This is a genomic window from Acidovorax sp. LjRoot66 (assembly GCF_964253305.1).
In the GTDB taxonomy this organism is placed as follows: domain Bacteria; phylum Pseudomonadota; class Gammaproteobacteria; order Burkholderiales; family Burkholderiaceae_C; genus Acidovorax.
The window spans coordinates 6,798,716-6,816,372 of record NZ_CAXUQU020000001.1; the positions used below are offsets into that span (position 1 = coordinate 6,798,716).

17 protein-coding genes are annotated in these 17,657 nt (G+C 68.0%); 6 read left to right on the forward strand and 11 right to left on the reverse strand.

The window, feature by feature from the left end; genetic code table 11:
• Positions 1 to 10: 10 nt before the first annotated feature.
• Both ACSQ3Y_RS31875 and ACSQ3Y_RS31880 read right to left on the reverse strand, forming a co-directional pair.
• The gene (locus ACSQ3Y_RS31875; protein ID WP_057203899.1) at positions 11 to 1,507 is read right to left on the reverse strand and encodes a SulP family inorganic anion transporter; all 1,497 of its coding nucleotides are present in this window, start codon (positions 1,505 to 1,507) and stop codon (positions 11 to 13) included.
• A gap of 138 nt (positions 1,508 to 1,645) precedes the next feature.
• Positions 1,646 to 2,497: a YecA family protein gene (locus ACSQ3Y_RS31880; RefSeq protein WP_057203898.1), complete on the reverse strand. Its 852-nt coding sequence runs from the start codon at positions 2,495 to 2,497 to the stop codon at positions 1,646 to 1,648.
• Between the two features lie 169 nt (positions 2,498 to 2,666).
• Between ACSQ3Y_RS31880 and ACSQ3Y_RS31885 the strand changes: the two genes are divergently transcribed.
• The 3 genes from ACSQ3Y_RS31885 (at position 2,667) to ACSQ3Y_RS31895 (ending at position 7,230) form a co-directional block, all read left to right on the forward strand.
• Complete coding sequence (locus ACSQ3Y_RS31885; RefSeq protein WP_436180032.1) at positions 2,667 to 4,415, forward strand: FMN-binding glutamate synthase family protein; 1,749 nt, start codon at positions 2,667 to 2,669, stop codon at positions 4,413 to 4,415.
• Entirely contained in the window at positions 4,412 to 5,248 is an 837-nt protein-coding gene (locus tag ACSQ3Y_RS31890) for a hypothetical protein (protein WP_436180033.1), read from the forward strand. Before ACSQ3Y_RS31885 ends, ACSQ3Y_RS31890 begins: the two co-directional genes overlap by 4 nt.
• Before the next feature lie 257 nt (positions 5,249 to 5,505).
• The gene (locus ACSQ3Y_RS31895) at positions 5,506 to 7,230 is read left to right on the forward strand and encodes an ABC transporter ATP-binding protein/permease (RefSeq protein ID WP_057203895.1); all 1,725 of its coding nucleotides are present in this window, start codon (positions 5,506 to 5,508) and stop codon (positions 7,228 to 7,230) included.
• 8 nt (positions 7,231 to 7,238) lie between these two features.
• On the opposite strand, the gene ACSQ3Y_RS31900 is transcribed toward ACSQ3Y_RS31895, so the two are convergent.
• The 3 genes from ACSQ3Y_RS31900 to ACSQ3Y_RS31910 are packed head-to-tail and all read right to left on the reverse strand — an operon-like array spanning position 7,239 to position 9,489.
• Complete coding sequence (locus ACSQ3Y_RS31900; RefSeq protein WP_057203894.1) at positions 7,239 to 7,730, reverse strand: putative toxin-antitoxin system toxin component, PIN family; 492 nt, start codon at positions 7,728 to 7,730, stop codon at positions 7,239 to 7,241.
• A complete protein-coding gene (locus ACSQ3Y_RS31905; RefSeq protein WP_436180034.1) occupies positions 7,720 to 9,012 on the reverse strand; it encodes a THUMP domain-containing class I SAM-dependent RNA methyltransferase in 1,293 nt (430 codons plus the stop codon). Before ACSQ3Y_RS31905 ends, ACSQ3Y_RS31900 begins: the two co-directional genes overlap by 11 nt.
• Positions 9,013 to 9,036: 24 nt before the next feature.
• Positions 9,037 to 9,489 carry an acyl-CoA thioesterase gene (locus ACSQ3Y_RS31910; protein WP_436180035.1) on the reverse strand — a complete coding sequence of 151 codons (453 nt, stop codon included), beginning with the start codon at positions 9,487 to 9,489 and terminating at the stop codon, positions 9,037 to 9,039.
• Positions 9,490 to 9,686: 197 nt separating this feature from the next.
• Here ACSQ3Y_RS31910 and ACSQ3Y_RS31915 point away from each other — a divergent pair, with 197 nt between their 5' ends.
• From ACSQ3Y_RS31915 to ACSQ3Y_RS31925, 3 genes are read left to right on the forward strand one after another with little or no spacing between them, the layout of a single operon-like run.
• Positions 9,687 to 10,178: a glutaredoxin domain-containing protein gene (locus tag ACSQ3Y_RS31915; protein WP_436180036.1), complete on the forward strand. Its 492-nt coding sequence runs from the start codon at positions 9,687 to 9,689 to the stop codon at positions 10,176 to 10,178.
• Positions 10,179 to 10,211: 33 nt separating this feature from the next.
• Positions 10,212 to 10,760: a hypothetical protein gene (locus tag ACSQ3Y_RS31920; RefSeq protein ID WP_057203890.1), complete on the forward strand. Its 549-nt coding sequence runs from the start codon at positions 10,212 to 10,214 to the stop codon at positions 10,758 to 10,760.
• A gap of 29 nt (positions 10,761 to 10,789) precedes the next feature.
• Positions 10,790 to 11,149: a VOC family protein gene (locus tag ACSQ3Y_RS31925; protein ID WP_369819482.1), complete on the forward strand. Its 360-nt coding sequence runs from the start codon at positions 10,790 to 10,792 to the stop codon at positions 11,147 to 11,149.
• Here the strand turns inward: ACSQ3Y_RS31925 and ACSQ3Y_RS31930 are convergent, their stop codons facing one another.
• From ACSQ3Y_RS31930 to argS, 6 genes are all read right to left on the reverse strand, one after another.
• Positions 11,150 to 12,751 (reverse strand): RNA polymerase factor sigma-54, encoded by a 1,602-nt coding sequence (locus ACSQ3Y_RS31930; RefSeq protein ID WP_057203888.1) that lies wholly within the window; start codon positions 12,749 to 12,751, stop codon positions 11,150 to 11,152.
• Positions 12,752 to 12,814: 63 nt separating this feature from the next.
• Positions 12,815 to 13,597, reverse strand: coding sequence for an LPS export ABC transporter ATP-binding protein (gene lptB / locus ACSQ3Y_RS31935; RefSeq protein WP_057203887.1), 783 nt, complete (start codon positions 13,595 to 13,597; stop codon positions 12,815 to 12,817).
• A complete protein-coding gene (lptA, locus tag ACSQ3Y_RS31940; protein ID WP_436180037.1) occupies positions 13,594 to 14,247 on the reverse strand; it encodes a lipopolysaccharide transport periplasmic protein LptA in 654 nt (217 codons plus the stop codon). Before lptA ends, lptB begins: the two co-directional genes overlap by 4 nt.
• Positions 14,248 to 14,357: 110 nt before the next feature.
• On the reverse strand, positions 14,358 to 15,014 hold the full coding sequence (locus tag ACSQ3Y_RS31945; RefSeq protein ID WP_057268505.1) for a thiol:disulfide interchange protein DsbA/DsbL: 657 nt from the start codon (positions 15,012 to 15,014) through the stop codon (positions 14,358 to 14,360).
• A 74-nt stretch (positions 15,015 to 15,088) separates the two neighbouring features.
• Positions 15,089 to 15,757, reverse strand: a complete 669-nt coding sequence (locus ACSQ3Y_RS31950) for an SPOR domain-containing protein (RefSeq protein WP_057203884.1) — start codon at positions 15,755 to 15,757, stop codon at positions 15,089 to 15,091.
• A 13-nt stretch (positions 15,758 to 15,770) separates the two neighbouring features.
• Complete coding sequence (argS, locus tag ACSQ3Y_RS31955; protein ID WP_436180038.1) at positions 15,771 to 17,480, reverse strand: arginine--tRNA ligase; 1,710 nt, start codon at positions 17,478 to 17,480, stop codon at positions 15,771 to 15,773.
• Positions 17,481 to 17,657: the final 177 nt, after the last annotated feature.

Below are 17,657 nucleotides of genomic sequence, written 5' to 3' on the forward strand. Positions count from 1 at the left end.
CAGCCTGACCTCAGCCGCTGCGCGGCGCCGAACCCAGCCGGTCGATCAGCACCGCGCTGGCCTGGTTGAGCCCCAGCACCTGCACCGTGCAGCCATGGTGCTGCAGGCGCTGCACCACCTTGTCGAGCGCAGCCACGGCGGTGACGTCCCAGAAATGCGCGCCCGAGACGTCGATGCGCACGGGCCGGCCTTCGGCGCCCAGGATGTCGAAGGCGTCGATGAAGGCATCCGCCGAGGCAAAGAACACCTGGCCCGTGACCTGCCAGGTGCGCAGGCCGCTGGCTTCATCATCCGTTGCGCGCACCTGCAGCATGCGCGCCACCTTGAAGGCAAAGAACACGCCGCTGAGCAGCACCCCCACCGCCACGCCGGCTGCCAGGTTGTGCGTGAACAGGGTCACGGCCACCGTGGCCAGCACCACGGCGCTGGACATGCGCGGGTGGCGCACCAGGGTGCCGAGCGACTTCCAGTCGAAGGTGGACGCCGACACCATGACCATGATGGCCACCAGGGCGATCACCGGCACCTGCGACACCCAGGGCTTGAGCACCACCATGAGGATGAGCAGAAACACGCCCGCGAACAGCGTGGACAGGCGTCCGCGCCCGCCGTATTTCACGTTGCCCACCGCCTGGCCGATCATGCCGCAACCGGCAATGCCGCCGAACAGGCTGGCTGCCACGTTGGCCACGCCCAGGCCGGCGCATTCGCGGTTCTTGGAGCTCGGCGTATCCGTCATCTCGTCTACCACGGCAGCGGTCAGCACCGATTCCAGCAGGCCCACCATGGCGATGGCCAGCGCGGGCAGCGCAATGATGCGCAGCGTGTCGAACGCCAGCGGCACCTCGGGCAGGCCGAACAGGGGCAGGGAATCGGGCAACTGGCCCAGGTCGGCCACGGTGGGCAGCGGCAGGCCCATACCAGAGGCCACGAGCGTGAGTGCCACCACGCAGATCAGCGGCGAAGGGATGGCCGTGAGCGCGCGCCAGCCCAGGCGCTGGCCCAGCGCAGGCAGTCCGTAGATGATGGCCAGCCCCAGGCCCAGCATGGCCCAGGTGGCCGTACCCGCGCCGGCAAGGTGCGGCAGTTGGGCCGAGAAGATCAGGATGGCCAGGGCGTTCACGAAGCCGGTGCGCACCGAGCTGGAAACGAATCGCACCAGCACCCCCAGGCGCAGCAGCCCGAAGGCCAGTTGCACCAGGCCTGCCAGAATGCCTGCAGCCAACAGGTACTGCAGCCCATGCGACTGCACCAGCGGCGCCGCCACCAGGGCAACGGAGCCAGCCGCCGCCGAGACCATGGCCGGGCGCCCGCCCACGAAGGCGATCACCAGGCTGATGACGAACGAGGCAAAGAGCCCCACCGACGGGTTCACCCCCGCGACAAAGGAAAAGGCGATGACCTCGGGGATCAGTGCAAAGGTGGCAACGGCACCGGCCAGCAGTTCGCGCGGAATGCTGACCGGCGCCCATTCGGCGCGCAGGCGGGACAAGGTGGAGGCGTTCATGGGACAGGCGCACGCCGCAGGCGCGTTCGGTCAACGGGGACAGGATAGAGGAAGCAGTAAACACACCCACGGACGCCGCGCCCGTGGAAACGGCGCACCGCAACCGCGTGCGCCGCAGGACAAGGGCTCAACCGCCGCTCAGTTGGCGCCGTGGCACTTCTTGTACTTCTTGCCGCTGCCGCAGTGGCAGGGGTCGTTGCGGCCGGGCTCGGGCGCCTTGCGGATGGTTTCCACGCGCGGGCCCATGCTCTTCCAGATCTGGCGCAGGTCGTACACGGCCCAGATGGCCTCGCCGAAGGCCTCTACCCGGGCCTGGCTGGTGCTGGGCGGGCCGTTCTCGTCGAACATGCAGACTTCAGGCTTGCCAGTGTCGTCTTCGGTCAGGGCAACGATGCTGTCCAGCGCGTCGTTGAGCCATTGGGCGGCCTCCTTGTCGCGCGGGGCCGCCCAGTCCTCGGGCCAATTTTCCACCGCGAACATGAAACCCAGCGCCCAGACCTGGCCGAACGAGGGGATGTCCTGCTCGTCGGAGTCCATCTCGGCGCGCTGCTCTTCGGTCAGGCTGGCCACCGCGCCGCGCATGTCCATGGCCTCGGGCTGGAAGGTCTGATCGTCGTCCAGGCGGTCGACCTTGGCATCGAGCTGGCGCACCACCTCGTCCCAGCGGCGTGTCCACAACTCCAGGAACCGCGCCTGCTGGGCTGCGTCGGCAAACGCCGGCAGCAGCGGCAGGGGCTCGCCCTCGGCCACTTCGAGCTCGGCGCCATCGCCCAGCAGCATGGGCAGGTACTCGGCCGGCGCGATTGGGCGGCGGTTGCAGATGACGGCGGTCATGAAGCCATCGCAGAACTCCCACTGGGGAATCTCGTCGCCGCGCGTGCGCAGGTCGTCAAGGAGGTTGTCGATCTCTTCGAGCTCGTCAGGACCCAGGGCCGGGGCCAAGGCAGCGGTTTCGGGATCGGTTTCGGGCTTTTCAATGGGGTCGGTCATGGCGGGGCTCCGTGGTGCGGCTGCTGGAAGCAAAGTTTTACTTTTATGATGCGCAAGGCCTGCGCCCGAGCGCAACACCCGGGCACAGTGCGGTGGGCGGCAACGCCACCCGCGCAAAGGCGGCCAGTGTAGCCCTCCCGCTTCGCCCGCAAAAGAACCAGGACACCCGATGATCCACCAACTCAACTCCCTGTACCCGGTGCGCTACACGGCCTTTGCACTGTGTGTGCTGGGCCTGCTGGCGGCGCTCTGCGCCCTCGTGGCCTTCGGCGCAAGCCTGCCGCTGGTGCTGGCCCTGGGAGCGCTGGGGGCGCTGGTGGCCGTGGGCGTGTACGACCTGCGCCAGACGCGCCATGCCATCCTGCGCAACTACCCGGTCATCGGGCACATCCGCTTCATGCTCGAATACGTTCGCCCCGAGGTGCGCCAGTACTTCATCGAGAGCGACAGCGAGGCCGCCCCCTTCTCGCGCGCCCAGCGCTCGCTGGTCTACCAGCGCGCCAAGGGCGAGCCCGACAACCGGCCCTTCGGCACGCACCTGGACGTGGGCGCACGCGGCTACGAGTGGGTGAACCACTCCATGGCGCCTTCGCACCTCACGTCGAGCGACTTTCGCGTATGGATCGGCGGCAGCCCCGATGCGCCCTCGCCCTCCGTGTCGCCGTGCACCCAGCCCTACCACGCCAGCGTGTTCAACATCTCAGCCATGAGCTTTGGCGCGCTGTCGGCCAACGCGGTGCTGGCGCTGAACAAGGGCGCGCAGTTGGGTGGCTTTGCCCACGACACGGGCGAAGGCTCCATCTCGCAACACCACCGCGTGCACGGAGGCGACCTGATCTGGGAAATCGGTTCGGGCTACTTCGGCTGCCGCAACGATGATGGCAGCTTCAGCCCCGAGCGCTTTGCCACGAATGCGCAGGACCCGCAGGTGAAGATGATCGAGCTCAAGCTGAGCCAGGGCGCCAAGCCCGGGCACGGTGGGGTACTGCCCGCAGCCAAGGTCACCATCGAGATCGCGGCCGCACGCGGCGTGCCCGTGGGCAAAGACTGCATCTCGCCCTCGCGGCACAGCGCGTTTGCGAGCCCGGTGGAGATGATGCAGTTCATTGCCCGCCTGCGCGAGCTCTCGGGCGGCAAGCCCACGGGTTTCAAATTCTGCCTCGGCCATCCCTGGGAGTGGTTTGCCATCGTCAAGGCCATGCTGGTCACGGGCATCACGCCCGACTTCATCGTGGTGGACGGGGCCGAGGGTGGCACAGGCGCAGCCCCCGTGGAGTTCAGCGACCATGTGGGCGCGCCGCTGCAGGAGGGCCTGCTGCTGGTGCACAACACGCTGGTGGGCGTGAACCTGCGCGAGCGCGTGCGCATAGGCTGCGCGGGCAAGGTGATCACCGCCTTCGACATCGCGCGCATGATGGCGCTGGGTGCCGACTGGTGCAATGCCGGGCGCGGCTTCATGATGGCGCTGGGCTGCATCCAGGCGCAAAGCTGCCACACCGGCCACTGCCCCACCGGCGTGACCACGCAGGACGCGCAGCGCCAACAGGCCCTGGTGGTGCCCGACAAGGCCTCGCGCGTGGCGCAGTTCCACCACAGCACCCTGCATGCGCTGCAGGAGCTGGTGCAGGCCGCCGGACTGCAGCACCCCAAGGACATCACGGCCCACCACATCGTGCGCCGCATCAGCGATACCGAGGTACGTCTTCTGTCCAACCTGATCACGCGCATGCAGCCCGGCGCCTTGCTGGGCCCGCTGGAGGCGCAGCACAACGTGTTCCGACTGTACTGGCCGCTGTCCAGCGCACACAGCTTTGCCGCCAGCGAACCGGCGCTGGAACCGTCAGTGCCGCACCATGTGGAAGTGGCCCACGCGGCCGTGGCCGCCGTCAGCGATCTGCCCGCCACCGCCGCCGTATGACGATGGAAGCAGGCAAGGTTCCTGACAGCAACCCCGGCAGCAACCCCGTCGATTACGCGGCCTACCTGCGCCAGCAGCTCGTGCAGCAGCAGTTCAATGTCGCCAGCTACCGGCTCGGCGAGGAGCAGGTATGGCTCAAGAAAGCCGGTGCACCCCACGGCCCGGGCCGCTACCGTGCCATGGCGGCAATGGCTGCGGTGTTGCGGCTGGAAGTGCTGCGCCCGGTGCCCAACCGGGGCGGGCGCGAAGCCATCGCCACCGAGGTGCGGCGCCTGCGCGACCTGCAGGCGCGCGGCCTGCGCGTGCCCACCGTGCTGGCGGCGCAGGAGGATGGCTTTTTGATGCGCCACCTGGGGCGGCCCGCGCAGCAAACGCCCTCGCTGGGCAATGAGATCGACCATGCCGTGTCCGCCGGGCCCGCCGCCGTGCTGGCGCTGTGGCAGCAGGGCCTGGTGGCCATTGCGCAGGTGCACGCCAGCGGCACCTGCCTGAGCCAGGCGTTCGCGCGCAACCTGGTGCGCTGCCCCGATCGCGTGGTGGGCTACATCGATTTCGAGGACGACCCGGCTGCCGTGCTGCCGCTGCCGGTATGCCACGCGCGCGATGCGCTGTGCTACGCGCACTCCACGGCCATCTACCTGCGCCTGGTGGGCGCGCTCGACGACGCCCGCGCGATGTGGACCGCCTGGATCGCGTCAGGCAGCCCGGAGCTGCAGGCCATGCTGGCCACCAGCATCGGGCGCATGGGCTGGATGCAGCACCTGCCGCAGAACCGCAAGCTCGGCCGCGACATGCAGCGCGTGCGCGCGGCCTACGACCTGCTGCGGCCTTGAACCATGCGCGTGGGCATGGGCTGCGCGCAAAGCGGGCCCGTCCTTAGCGGGCTGTAGGCATTGGCTGACAGCGGCAGATCGGGCGCCCGCCTATCGTGCAGGCGGTGCTCCCGTTTGCCTCCTTTTGCCTCTGCCCAATGTCTACTCCTGCCGCCACCCTTTCAGCACCACCCGCTCCCGCATCGCCGCCGCCGGCCGCGAAGAAGCCCCGTCGCCGCCGCCCTCCCACCCTATCGCTCTCGGCATGGAAGCAGTTCATGAGCGTGGCCCGCCCCTACTGGATGGGCGAGAAAAAAAGAACCGCCTGGGGCCTGCTCGCGCTGCTCATCGGCCTGATGGTCTGCGAGACACAGCTGGCCGTGATGCTGATCGACAAGACCGGCGAGATGACCTCGGCCCTGGCGGCCAAGCAGGCCGATCGCTTTTGGGACGCGGTGCGCGCCAGCCTCATCGTGCTGGCCTTCGCGGTGCCGGTGTACGCCTTCTACTACTACATGCGCGACGCGTTTTCCAACCACTGGCGGCGCTGGCTCACGCACCGCTTTCTGGATGGCTACCTGGGTGAGCGCAAGTACTACGAACTCGGTACCGGCAGCGACATCGACAACCCCGACCAGCGCATCAGCGAAGACATCAACACCTTCACCGGCCGGTCCACGCACTTCCTGCTGATCTTTCTGGGCTCGCTGATGCAGCTCGTGGCCTTCAGCGCGGTGCTGTGGTCCATTTCCAAGGTGCTGGTGGCCTTTCTGGCGGTGTATGCACTGCTGGGAACCTTCGGCGCGCTGTACCTGTTTGGCGCACCGCTGATCCGGCTCAATTTCTGGCAGATCCGGCGCGAGGCGGACTTCCGCTTCGGGCTGATGCGGCTGCGCGAGAACGCCGAGTCCATCGCCTTCTACCGCGGCGAGCCGCAGGAGCGCGCGCAGATCGACCACCGCTTCGAGGCGGCCTTCACCAACTATGCGCGGCTCATCAAGAAGCAGCGTTCGCTCAACCTGTTCCAGCGCTCGTTCAGCCAGCTCACGCTGGTGCTGCCGAGCATCATCCTGGCCAATGGCGTGCTTTCGGGCGAACTCGAGGTGGGGCGCGCGATCCAGGCGGCGGGCGCCTTTGCTGCGGTGCTGGGCGCGGTGTCGCTCATCGTGGACAACTTCGAGAGCCTGAGCCGCTTCGTGGCCGGCATCGACCGGCTGCATGCGCTGTCGCAGATGGTCCTCAAGACCCCTGCAGCACCCACCCCCTGGGCCGAACCTGCCGCCGCACCGCGCACCGACAGTCCGCAGGATCCCCCTGCAGAACCCGCGCCGCAGATCTCCTCGCGCATTGGCGAGGCCATGGCCATCGAGGGGCTCACCCTCTACACCCCGCAGTTCGGCCGCCTGCTGGTGCAGGACCTGTCACTGCAGCTGCAAACCGGCGATGCCCTGCTGATCACCGGCCCCAGCGGCTGCGGCAAAAGCTCGCTGCTGCGGGCCATTGCAGGCCTGTGGCGCACCGGCAGCGGTGCCGTACAGCACCCGCCGATGGAGGACGTGTTCTTTCTGCCCCAGCGCCCGTACATGCAGATGGGTACGCTGCGCAGCCAGATCATCTACCCCATGAAGGAGACCGACCTGGCGGACGAACGCTTGCTGGAGCTGTTGCAGGAAGTGCAGCTCGAATCGCTGGCCGAACGCGTGGGCGGGCTCGACGCCTCGCACGACTGGGAAAAGCAGCTCTCCATCGGCGAGCAGCAGCGCCTGGCCTTTGCCCGGGTGCTGGCGCGTGCGCCGCGCATCGTGATCCTGGACGAAGCCACCAGCGCCCTCGACAGCGCCAACGAGGCGGCGCTTTACGAGCGCCTGCGCGCCAACGGCACCACGCTGATCAGCATTGCCCACCGCCCGGCCGTGCTCAAGCACCACACCCATGTGCTGGAGCTCAAGGGCGAGGGCGCGTGGCAGGTGCACGCGGCGGGCGATTTCAGCTTCGACCGCTGACGGAAATATCAGGCGCCAGCGCTGGCGGGTTCGGCCGCCACCTCCCACACCAGCGCTGTCGCCACGTGAGCGTCCAGCGTCAGCAGGCGCTTGCGCATGCAGATCACGGCCTTGTCCTTGCTCAACAGGATGGCGCGGTGCGCGGCGGCCAGGTCGATGAACTTCTGGTCGTCGGTGTCCTTGCAGACGTAGGCCACGCGCGGGGCAATCGCCACCAGGCGGGCCTGGGCGTCGAAGGCAGCCAGCACCTGCGCCGCGTCCACACGGTAGTAGTCCATGCGGCCGACGATGTGCGGGTAGGCCAGCACGCGCTCGAGTTCGTCGCGCATGACCTGCGTGGCGATCCAGGCCAGGCGCCCTTCGGCGAGCAGTTGGCGCAGCGGCACGGTGGCCGGGTCCGAGAAGATCAGCAAGTCCAGCGCGACGTTGGTGTCGACGACCACAGGGCGCACGGGTTCACCCGCCGGCGCCTGGGCCGGCAGCGCCAACTCAACCCGCATCGCGCGGGCCGGCCGGTGGCGTATCGGACGATGGCTTGGTGCGCACCGATCCCTTGACCATGTCGAAGCGGAACATGCGGCACTCGATGGGGCCGTTCCACATGGGCACGCGGCGCGACTCCTTCAGGCGCATCTTGCCGGGCAGCTTGAGGTCGGGGGTCAGCATCCAGGCCGTCCAGCCCGCATAGTTCTTCTTCCAGTGGGTGGCCAGCTGGCTGAAGAACTCGCCGCCGTCGTCGGTGTGCGCGGCCTCGCGGCCCACGCTGGCGCCCAGGGCCCGCTCGGCCGCGCGCTCATTGGCGTTCTGGCCGGCGGAGCCGGCGGCGGCAATGCGCTCGCCGTAGGGCGGGTTGAGCAGCATCAGGCCCGGCTGTTCGCTCGGCGGCATGCGCTGCAATGCGTCGCCACCGCGCAACTGCACGGCCCCGGCCACGCCCGCGCGCTCGGCATTGCGCTCGGCAAAATCGACCATTCGGTGGGCCACGTCGCTGCCGAAGATGGGCACGGGGCTCGCCTGGATGGCGCTCTCGGCCTCGGCCTGGATGGCCGACCACACATGGCCCTGGAAGGGCAGGAGCTTTTCAAACGCAAATCGGCGCAGCATGCCGGCCGGGATACGGCAGGCGATCTGCGCGGCCTCGATGGCGATGGTGCCGCTGCCGCAGCAGGGGTCGTACAGCGGCACGGGCGCATCACCGAGCGGGTCCCAGCCGCTGGCGGCGATCATGGCGGCGGCCAGGGTTTCCTTGAGCGGGGCGTCGCCCTTGTCCTCGCGCCAGCCGCGCTTGAACAGCGGCTCGCCCGAGGTGTCGATGTAGACCGTGGCCTCTTCGGTGGTCAGGTGCAGGTGGATGCGCACGTCGGGCCACTGCGTGTTCACGTCGGGGCGCACGCCGGACTTGGCGCGAAAACGGTCGGCCACCGCGTCCTTCACGCGCAGGCCGGCAAAGTTCAGGCTCTGCAGCGGGCTGTGCTGGGCCGTGACCTCGACCTTGAAGGTCTGGCGCGTGGTGAACCAGATTTCCCAGGCCACCTCGCTGGCGATGCCGTAGAGGTCGTTCTCGGAGCGGTAGGGCCGGTGCGCCAGTTGCACCAGCACGCGCTGCGCTAGCCGGCTGTGCAGGTTGAGCAGCAGCGCCTGGCGCCACGAGGCGCGCAGCAGCACGCCGCCCCGGCCCATGAGCAGGTCCTGGCCCGTGAGGCCGGTGATGGCGTGCACCTCGTCGGCGAGGTAGCCCTCGACACCGGCGGCGCAGGGAAGAAAGAGTTGGAGTTGGTTCATGGCACTGGGCGACAGGATACGCGCTTAAACGCCGACTGCGTCGGTCGCTGCGCGCGCCAGCAGCAGCTGGCGGATGGATTCAGGGATGGGTGCCACCTTGCGGTCGCTGCGGCCGATGAAGACGATGCCGACCTTGCCGCGCGCCACTTCCCGGCCGGTGGTCTTCTCCGTCATCCGAAAGACGAGGTCGAAGCCGTAGCGGTTGAGGTCCTCGGGCGCCATCTCCACGCACATGGTCTCGCCATGGAAGCCTTCGGACTTGTACTGGGCCACGATGTCGCCCACCACGGTGGACAGGCCGCCCACATCCGCCTCGGGGTAGCCGAGCGACTGGAAGAAGCGCACACGCGCCTCGGACACCAGGCTCAGCAGTTGCGCATTGTCCAGGTGCCCGCCCTGATTGACGTGGCTGATGTAGATCTGCAGCTCGGTGGCAAAGCCGAAGTGCGTGGGGAGGTCGAAAACAATGCGGGCCATGGGGCAGGGAAACGGAGGGTCGAAAAAAGACAGCGAAACGGGGGCAGGACGCCCCCGAAAAAGCCCGCAACGGGCATCGAAAAGCTGCATGCCGGACGGCAAGGATGGCCCATACGGGTGAGGCCTTGCCCCAGCGGGCCTCGGGGCGGCAGAAGTCTCTTATGCTCCCGGAATAGCCGATTTTACCCGGAGCCCCCATGCACACCCTGCGCTGCACCCTGACCCTCGCCCTGATTGCGGCCGCGCTCACGGGCACGGCGCATGCCCAGACGCTCTACAAATCCGTGGATGCGCGCGGAAAAGTCGTCTACAGCGACCAGCCGCCCACGTCGGGTGCGGTGCAAAAGACCCTGAAGCTCGAGAGCCTGCCCGTCAGCGTGGTCCCGGGCAACCCGCTGCCGCCCGCCGCCCCCGGCCAGGCTGCCACTGGCACCCAGACGGCCGCCGCCCAGCCCCGGGGCGAGGTCACGCTCTACATGGCCACCTGGTGCGGCTACTGCAAGGCGGCCAAGGCCTACCTGGGAGGCAAGGGCATCGCGTACCGGGAGTTCGACGTGGACACGCCCACCGGCAAGGCCGCCTTTGCGCAGCTCGGGGCCCGTGGCGTGCCGGTGCTGCTCACCAATGGCCAGCGGGTGGCGGGCTTCAGCACGCAGTCGTATGACGCCGTCTTCACCAGCCGCAAGTAAGCCACCACCTCACTCACTCCGTTCCACCGCTCCATGCTCCGCACTGCCCTCACGCTGCTCACCTTCGCCCTGTGCCTGCCCGTTCTTGCCGAAGAACTGCGCGTTCCGCTGCCCGGGCGCGACGACCTCGTCATCGACCTGCCCGCCCAATGGCGCGCCCAGGTGCGCCGCCCCCATGCCGAGCTACCGCCCTCGGTCGCCATCAGCGGTCCCGATGCCACGGCCCTGCAGATGATCCTCACGCCCATCTGGCCCGCAGGCAGCTCCGCCAAGGCCCCCACGGCCGATGAGCTGCGGGCGCAGGTCCAGTCGGGCGCGACCCAGGCCAAGCCCAGGGCCGTCGAAGCCGAGCTGCCGCTCAAGGACCTGAGCGCCTCGGGCAAGACGGGCTACTACTTTTCGGCCACCGACCGCGCCCCCGAGCCGGGCGGCTACAAGCACCTGACCCAGGGCGTGCTGGGCATGAACGAACTGCGCGTGGCCTTCACCGTGCTGGCCAATGGCCAGTCGCAGGAGCCGACCGCACAGGCGCTGGAGCTGCTGCGCTCGCTGCGGCGCGCACCGGCCTCGAAGTCGCCTTGATGGCGGATGGCCCACCCACCATGCACCCCATGCTCGGCACCATCATGGTCTACGCGCGCGACATGCAGCGCAGCGCTGCGTTCTACGGCACGCATTTCGGCCTGCAGACCACGGGAGAGGTGGTGGAGGGCCTGATCGAACTCAAGGCCCCGGACGGCGGCGCCAGCATCCTCATCCACCAGGCGGCCAAGAGCGTGAAGCTCGGCCAGGCCGGGGTGAAGCTGTGCTTTCATGTGCACGACGTGGAGGCCTTCAAGGCCAATGCGCTGACGCAGGGCCTGGCATTCGGCAGCACGCACCAGGCCAATGGCTATGCGTTTGCCAATGTGAAGGACCCGGACGGCAACGCCGTCAGCATCTCCAGCCGGGCGTTCAGAACAGCGGCCTGATCAGAGCGCCTTGCGCAGGTTGGCTGGCGCGATCCGGAGCGCCTCGCGGTACTTGGCCACGGTGCGGCGCGCGCACTCGATGCCCTGCTCCTTGAGCATCTCGGCGATCTGGCTGTCCGACAGCGGCTTGGCGGGGCTTTCGGCCGCCACGAACTGCTTGATGAGGGCGCGCACGGCCGTGCTCGATGCGTTGCCGCCGGTCTCGGTGCCCAGGCCCGAGCCGAAGAAGTACTTGAGCTCGTAGGTGCCGATGGGCGTGGACATGTACTTGGCCGTGGTCACGCGGCTGATGGTGGACTCGTGCAAACCCAGCTCATCGGCGATGTCGCGCAGCACCAGCGGGCGCATGGCCAGCTCGCCATGGGTGAAGAAGCTCTTTTGCCGCTCGACGATGGCCCGCGAGACGCGCAGGATGGTGTCAAAGCGCTGCTGGATGTTCTTGATGAACCAGCGCGCCTCCTGCAACCGCTGCTGCATGGCCTGGTGGCCCTCGCCGCCCTTGTGGCCGCGCAGGGCACCGGCATAGATGTCGTGCACGCGCAGGCGCGGCATCACGTCGGGGTTCAGGGCCACGATGAAGTTGTGCTGGCCATCTCGGCCATTCGCCCGCCCGGCCTTGCGCACGATGACGTCGGGCACGATGATGTTGCGCTCCACGTCCACGAACTTGCGCCCGGGGCGAGGCTCCAGCCGCGCGATCAGGGCCATGGCGGCGCGCGTGCGCTCCTCGCCATCGCCACACAGCTGCGTGAGGCGGCGGATGTCGCGGCGCGCCAGCATCTCCAGCGGCTGCTGGCACACACGCAACGCGGTCTGCACGGTGTCGGGGTCGATTTCGCTGTCTTCATCGGCGGCCAGCGCGGTAAGCTGCAGCGTGAGGCATTCACCCAGGCCACGTGCACCCACGCCCACAGGCTCCAGGCTCTGCAGCAGGCGCAGGGCGACGGTGAAGCGGTGCACCAGCTCCTCGATCTGCTCCAGGTCGTCGGGGCCGGCCAGGCCCACGGCCAGCTCTTCCAGCGGGTCTTCGAGGTAGCCGTCGTCGTTGAGCGATTCGATCAAAAAGCGCAGGGCGGCCCGGTCCACCTCGGACAGGCGCAGCGACAGGGCCTGGCGGTGTAAAAACGCGGTGAGCGATTCGTGCGTACGCGCCAGTTCGGTGGCATCGGCCTCGTCGCCTTCGGAATCATTGCGGTTGCGGGCCGGCGCATCGCCGCCCCACTCGGCATCGTTGGGGGACACGTCCACGGTGCCATCGCCACTCCAGTCGGGCTCGTCGCCCGCACTGCTGCCCACTTCCGCATCGCCCTGCGGGCTGTCGGCCGAGGTCTCGGTCGACGTGCTGGTGCCCGGGGCGCTGGAATAGACCGCGTCGTCGGAACTGTAATCGTCTGGCTGCACCGGCGCATCGGCCGTTTCCACGCCGAACTCCTCGCGCGGCGCCTCGTCGGCATTGCGTTCGAGAAAGGGGTTTTCGTCGAGCATCTGCTCGACCTCCTGCCCCAGCTCCAGCGTGGACAGCTGCAGCAGCCGGATGGACTGCTGCAATTGCGGCGTGAGCGCCAGGTGCTGCGATACGCGCAGTGACAGGCCGGGCTTCATCGCACAGCCCCCCGGGGCTGCCGCAAAGGCAGGTGCATGGCGAACGGGTGGTCCATCGGTCTGCTACATGCGGAAGTGTTCACCCAGGTACACCCGGCGCACTTCGGCGTTGTCGACGATTTCGGAGGGGGTTCCCTGGGCCAGCACATGGCCATCGCTGATGATGAAGGCGTGGTCGCAGATGCCCAGCGTCTCGCGCACGTTGTGGTCGGTGATGAGCACGCCGATGCCGCGCGCCTTGAGGAAGCCGATGATGCGCTGGATCTCGATCACGGCGATGGGGTCGATGCCGGCAAAGGGCTCGTCCAGCAGGATGAAGCGCGGCTGCGTGGCCAGCGCGCGGGCGATCTCCACGCGGCGGCGCTCGCCGCCGGACAGGGCCAGCGCGGGCGAGGCGCGCAGGTGCTCCACGCGCAGTTCCGTGAGCAGCGCGGTCAGGCGCTCTTCGATGGCCTGGCGCGGCAGCGGCTGGCCGTCCTCGCCGCGCTGCAATTCGAGCACGGCGCGCACGTTCTCCTCGACCGTGAGCTTGCGGAAGATCGAGGCTTCCTGCGGCAGGTAGGACAGCCCCAGGCGCGAACGGCGGTGGATGGGCATGTGGGCCACCGAGTGGCCGTCGATGCGGATGTCGCCGGCATCGCTGCGCACCAGGCCCACGATCATGTAGAACGAGGTGGTCTTGCCCGCGCCGTTGGGGCCGAGCAGCCCGACGACCTCGCCCTTTTGCACGACCAGCGATACGTCCTTGACGACCTTGCGGCTGCCATAGGATTTTTCGAGGTGGTGCACCTCCAGCCGGCTGTCCGCCGGGGAATCGGCGGCGGTACTCACGTGCTGCCCACTCACTTGGCGCCGCCGCTCAGGGTGCTGCTGGGGCGCAAGGGGGTGCCCGATGCCGCTGCGGCAGGGGCGGCCGCGCTGGCGGGTGTTTCCTTGGGCGACAGGATGGCGCGCACGCGGCCACCGGGCGCCGGGGTGTCGCCCGCCGCATTGGTGCTGCCGCGCGGCTTGGCGTCCACGGTGAACACGTCGGTCAGGTTGTTGTAGACGATGACCTGCCCGGTGATCTCGTCGGTCAGCGTGGATTCGCGGTAGCGCCGCAGCTCGGCGCGGGTGATGAACTTCACGTTGTCGGCCCGGCCGTCGTACTCGATGACCTCGCTCTCGCCTTCGATGAACTCGTCGGGCGCGCCCGCCAGCGTGTCGCGCTTCTGGCGAAAGAAGGCGCGCTTGCCCGGCTCGGCCGTGACCACGCCGAACTGGTAGCCGTCCGCGTCCTGGCGCACGTCCAGGCGCGCGCCACGCAGCACGATGGTGCCCTTGGTCATGACCACGCGGCCGGTGAACACGCTGGTCTGCTTGAGCTCATCGTGGCGCAGTGCGTCGGCCTCGATGTTCATGGGCTTGTTGCGGTCGGCCTTTTCGGCGTGGGCCGCCGTCTGGACCATGGCCAGGGCCGAGAGGAGGAGTAGGGTCGGGAGGATGCGGTAGTTCATAGGGCACGAATCTTGCAGATCATTGTAGCCACCCGTGGCGACATGCCATGAAAAAAGCCCGCATCCGCGGGCTTTTGGTACACACAGGCGCCAGTCCTGCCAAGAAATGGTCAGCCTTTGCGGACCGCGCCCACCAGATGCTCTACCACCTGCAGCACGACAGGCATGCTGCCGGCCATGGTGCCATCGGTGTAGAAGCGGCCGGCCACACCCATCGAGGGCACGCCTTCCACACCGTACGCATCCTGCAGCTGCGACGCGCGGCGCACCTGGTTGGAGACGGTGAACGAGCTGTAGATTTCCTTGAACTTGGCCACGTCCACGCCCTGCGTGGCGATCCAGGCCATGATTTCATCGTCCTTGGCGAGCTTGGCCTTCTCCACGTGGATGGCACGGAAGACTTTGGCATGCAGCGCATCGAGCTTGCCCATGCCTTCGAGCGTGAAATACAGCTTTTGCTGTGGCACGAAGCTGGGATTGAACGCCACCGGGATGCGGCGGATGCTCAGGTCCTTGGGGGCTGCCTTGACCCATGCGTCGAGCGTGGGCTCGAAGGCATTGCAGTGGGGGCAGCTGTACCAGAAGAATTCGATCACATCGACCTTGCCCGCCGGCGCGTCGGGCGTGACAGGCTTGTCGAGCTTGCGGTAGTCCTTGCCCTCCTTGAACTGGCGCGGTTGCGCCAGCGCGGGGGCGGCCACGGGCAGGGTCAGGGCGGATGCGGCCACTGCGGAAGCGGCAGACAGGGAAAACTCGCGGCGTTTCATGAAAGTGGCACTCCTTGGTCTGGTATTGGGGTGTGTGAGCCACGCCCCCGGAAAAAGTTCAGGCAGGCATGCCCTCAGCGCTGCACCCGCACCAAGGCGGACTCGACGCCCGTGGTGTCGAGCTTGTCCTTGAGCTGGGCGGCGTCATCTCGCTTGGTGAACGGGCCGACGCGCACGCGGAACACGGTGCGGCCATTCTGCTCGCGCTCGCTCACGCGGGCCTCCCAGCCCAGCATGGCCAGCTTGGCGCGCTGCGCATCGGCATCGGCCTGGGTGCGGAAGGCACCGGCCTGCACGAAGTAGTCGAAGGGGTCGGCACTGTTGCCGGGCGCCGCAGCGGCCTTGGCAGCGGCCAGATCCCCCAACGGGTCGGCACTGCCGGGCTTGGTGGCTGCGGCGGCAGGCTTGGCCGACGAGGCGGCGGCACGCGGGTCCGCTGCTGCCACGGCAGGTGCCGAGGCAGCAGGCGCAGGCGCCGGTGCCACCCCTGCCGTGGCGGGAGCCGACGCTGCGGCCGCAGGAGGCCGCGCGGGGTTCTTGCCATACAGCGGCGAGTTCGGGTCCCAGTTCTTGTTCTTCTGCGCTTCGGCCGCGTCCTGGTCGGTGCCGCGTGCGCCACCCTTGTTCAGGAAAGGCACGGGCACCTTGGTCACGTAGACGGCGACCGCCAGCGCGGCCCCCAGGCCGAAGATCACGCCCACGATAAAGCCGATGATGGTTCCGCCCAGTTGCTTGTTCTTCATAGGTAGTGGTCGCTTACATTCTGGCCGGAGCCGATACGCCCAGCACAGCCAGGCCATTGTGCAATACCTGCGCGGTGGCGGCGACGAGGGCCAGGCGCGCGCGCTTGACGGCCTCGTCGTCCACCAGGATGCGCTCGGCATCGTAGTAGCTGTGGTAGCTGGCGGCCAGGTCGCGCAGGTAGAAGGTGACGTCGTGCGGGGCTTCTCCATCGGCCGCAGCGGTGAGCATTTCGGGGTACTTGGCCAGCTGCAGCATCAGTGCCTGGGCTTGCGGGCCTTCGAGCGGGGACAGGTCCACGCCCTGGAGAGAAGCCACGTCGCCACCGCCCTGCTCGGCCCAGCTGCGCAGTACCGAGCAGATGCGCGCATGCGCATACTGCACGTAGTACACCGGGTTGTCGTTGTTCTGCGCCACGGCCAGGTCCACGTCGAAGGTGTACTCGGTATCGGGCTTGCGGCTGAGCAGGAAGAAGCGCACCGCGTCCTTGCTGGTCCATTCGATCAGGTCGCGCAAGGTGACGTAGCTGCCCGCGCGCTTGCTGATCTTGACCTCTTCGCCGCCCTTGACCACGCGCACCATGGTGTGCAGCACGTAGTCGGGGTAGCCGTGCGGGATGCCCACTTCGGCCGCCTGCAGGCCAGCGCGCACGCGCGCGATGGTGCCGTGGTGGTCGGTGCCCTGGATGTTGACCACCTTGGTGTAGCCGCGCTCCCACTTGGCGATATGGTAGGCCACGTCGGGCACGAAGTAGGTGTAGGTACCGTCCTGCTTGCGCATGACGCGGTCCTTGTCGTCGCCGTAGTCCGTGCTCTTGAGCCACAGGGCGCCGTCCTGCTCGTAGGTCTTGCCGTTGGCCACGAGCTTGCCCACCGTGGCCTCCACGCGGCCGCTGGTGTACAGGCTCGACTCAAGGTAGTACTCGTCGAACTTCAGGTTGAAGGCCTGCAGGTCCTTGTCCTGCTCGTTGCGCAGGTAGGCCACGGCGAACTGGCGGATCGATTCCACGTCGTCCACGTCGCCGCTGGCGGTGTACTCGCGGTCATCGGCCTTGACGGTCTTCTTCGCCAGGAAGTCGTTGGCGATGTCCTGGATGTAGTCGCCGTTGTAGAAGGCCTTGCTGGCCGGGTTCTCGGAATCCGTAGGCCAGCACTCGTCGCCGGGCTTGAAGCCCTTGGCGCGCAGCTGCGTGCTGTTCGTGAGCGTCTGGATCTGCACGCCCGCATCGTTGTAATAGAACTCGCGGTGCACACCCCACCCCTGGGTGGCGAACAGGTTGCAGATGGCATCGCCCAGGGCGGCCTGGCGGCCGTGGCCCACATGCAGCGGGCCCGTGGGGTTGGCCGAGACGAACTCGACCAGCACCTTGGCACCGCGGTCGGCCTGGTAGCCGAAGCGCTCGCCGGCAGACAGCACCTCGCGCACCACCTCCTGCTTGGCAGCGGGCTTCAAGCGAATGTTCAGGAAGCCCGGGCCCGCGATCTCGATGGCATCGACCCAGCGCGTGAAGGCGGGCGTGGCCTCCAGCGCCGCCTTGAGCTGTTCGCCCAGCGCGCGCGGGTTGAGCTTGAGCGGCTTGGCCAGTTGCATGGCCGCCGTGCAGGCGAAATCGCCATGCGCGGCCACCTTGGGGGATTCGAACGCCGCCTTGGCGCCCGCGCCAGGGGAAAGGGTGTCCAGCTCGGCCGCGAGAGCGGCCAGCAGATCGTGTTTGACAGAGAGCATCCCGGGATTTTACGGGGCGGGCCGTGACTGCCCTGGCAGGGTGTGTTGCCCACGCCACCAAATGCGCGCACGGGCCTGCACAACAGGCACATAAAAAGCGCTGCGCAGCTGCAACAGATTGCAAAGAATCCTGTCATCCCGCGAACCGTGTCAGCGCAGCCCGGGGGCGGTACGTTG

What these genes read in the sequence shown, in the direction of transcription:
- ACSQ3Y_RS31875 (WP_057203899.1), bottom strand. Translation starts at nt 1,507, where the DNA reads ATGAACGCCTCCACCTTGTCCCGCCTGCGCGCCGAATGGGCGCCGGTC.
- ACSQ3Y_RS31880 (WP_057203898.1), bottom strand. Translation starts at nt 2,497, where the DNA reads ATGACCGACCCCATTGAAAAGCCCGAAACCGATCCCGAAACCGCTGCC.
- ACSQ3Y_RS31885 (WP_436180032.1), top strand. Translation starts at nt 2,667, where the DNA reads ATGATCCACCAACTCAACTCCCTGTACCCGGTGCGCTACACGGCCTTT.
- ACSQ3Y_RS31890 (WP_436180033.1), top strand. Translation starts at nt 4,412, where the DNA reads ATGACGATGGAAGCAGGCAAGGTTCCTGACAGCAACCCCGGCAGCAAC.
- ACSQ3Y_RS31895 (WP_057203895.1), top strand. Translation starts at nt 5,506, where the DNA reads ATGAGCGTGGCCCGCCCCTACTGGATGGGCGAGAAAAAAAGAACCGCC.
- ACSQ3Y_RS31900 (WP_057203894.1), bottom strand. Translation starts at nt 7,730, where the DNA reads ATGCGGGTTGAGTTGGCGCTGCCGGCCCAGGCGCCGGCGGGTGAACCC.
- ACSQ3Y_RS31905 (WP_436180034.1), bottom strand. Translation starts at nt 9,012, where the DNA reads ATGAACCAACTCCAACTCTTTCTTCCCTGCGCCGCCGGTGTCGAGGGC.
- ACSQ3Y_RS31910 (WP_436180035.1), bottom strand. Translation starts at nt 9,489, where the DNA reads ATGGCCCGCATTGTTTTCGACCTCCCCACGCACTTCGGCTTTGCCACC.
- ACSQ3Y_RS31915 (WP_436180036.1), top strand. Translation starts at nt 9,687, where the DNA reads ATGCACACCCTGCGCTGCACCCTGACCCTCGCCCTGATTGCGGCCGCG.
- ACSQ3Y_RS31920 (WP_057203890.1), top strand. Translation starts at nt 10,212, where the DNA reads ATGCTCCGCACTGCCCTCACGCTGCTCACCTTCGCCCTGTGCCTGCCC.
- ACSQ3Y_RS31925 (WP_369819482.1), top strand. Translation starts at nt 10,790, where the DNA reads ATGCTCGGCACCATCATGGTCTACGCGCGCGACATGCAGCGCAGCGCT.
- ACSQ3Y_RS31930 (WP_057203888.1), bottom strand. Translation starts at nt 12,751, where the DNA reads ATGAAGCCCGGCCTGTCACTGCGCGTATCGCAGCACCTGGCGCTCACG.
- lptA (WP_436180037.1), bottom strand. Translation starts at nt 14,247, where the DNA reads ATGAACTACCGCATCCTCCCGACCCTACTCCTCCTCTCGGCCCTGGCC.
- ACSQ3Y_RS31945 (WP_057268505.1), bottom strand. Translation starts at nt 15,014, where the DNA reads ATGAAACGCCGCGAGTTTTCCCTGTCTGCCGCTTCCGCAGTGGCCGCA.
- ACSQ3Y_RS31950 (WP_057203884.1), bottom strand. Translation starts at nt 15,757, where the DNA reads ATGAAGAACAAGCAACTGGGCGGAACCATCATCGGCTTTATCGTGGGC.
- argS (WP_436180038.1), bottom strand. Translation starts at nt 17,480, where the DNA reads ATGCTCTCTGTCAAACACGATCTGCTGGCCGCTCTCGCGGCCGAGCTG.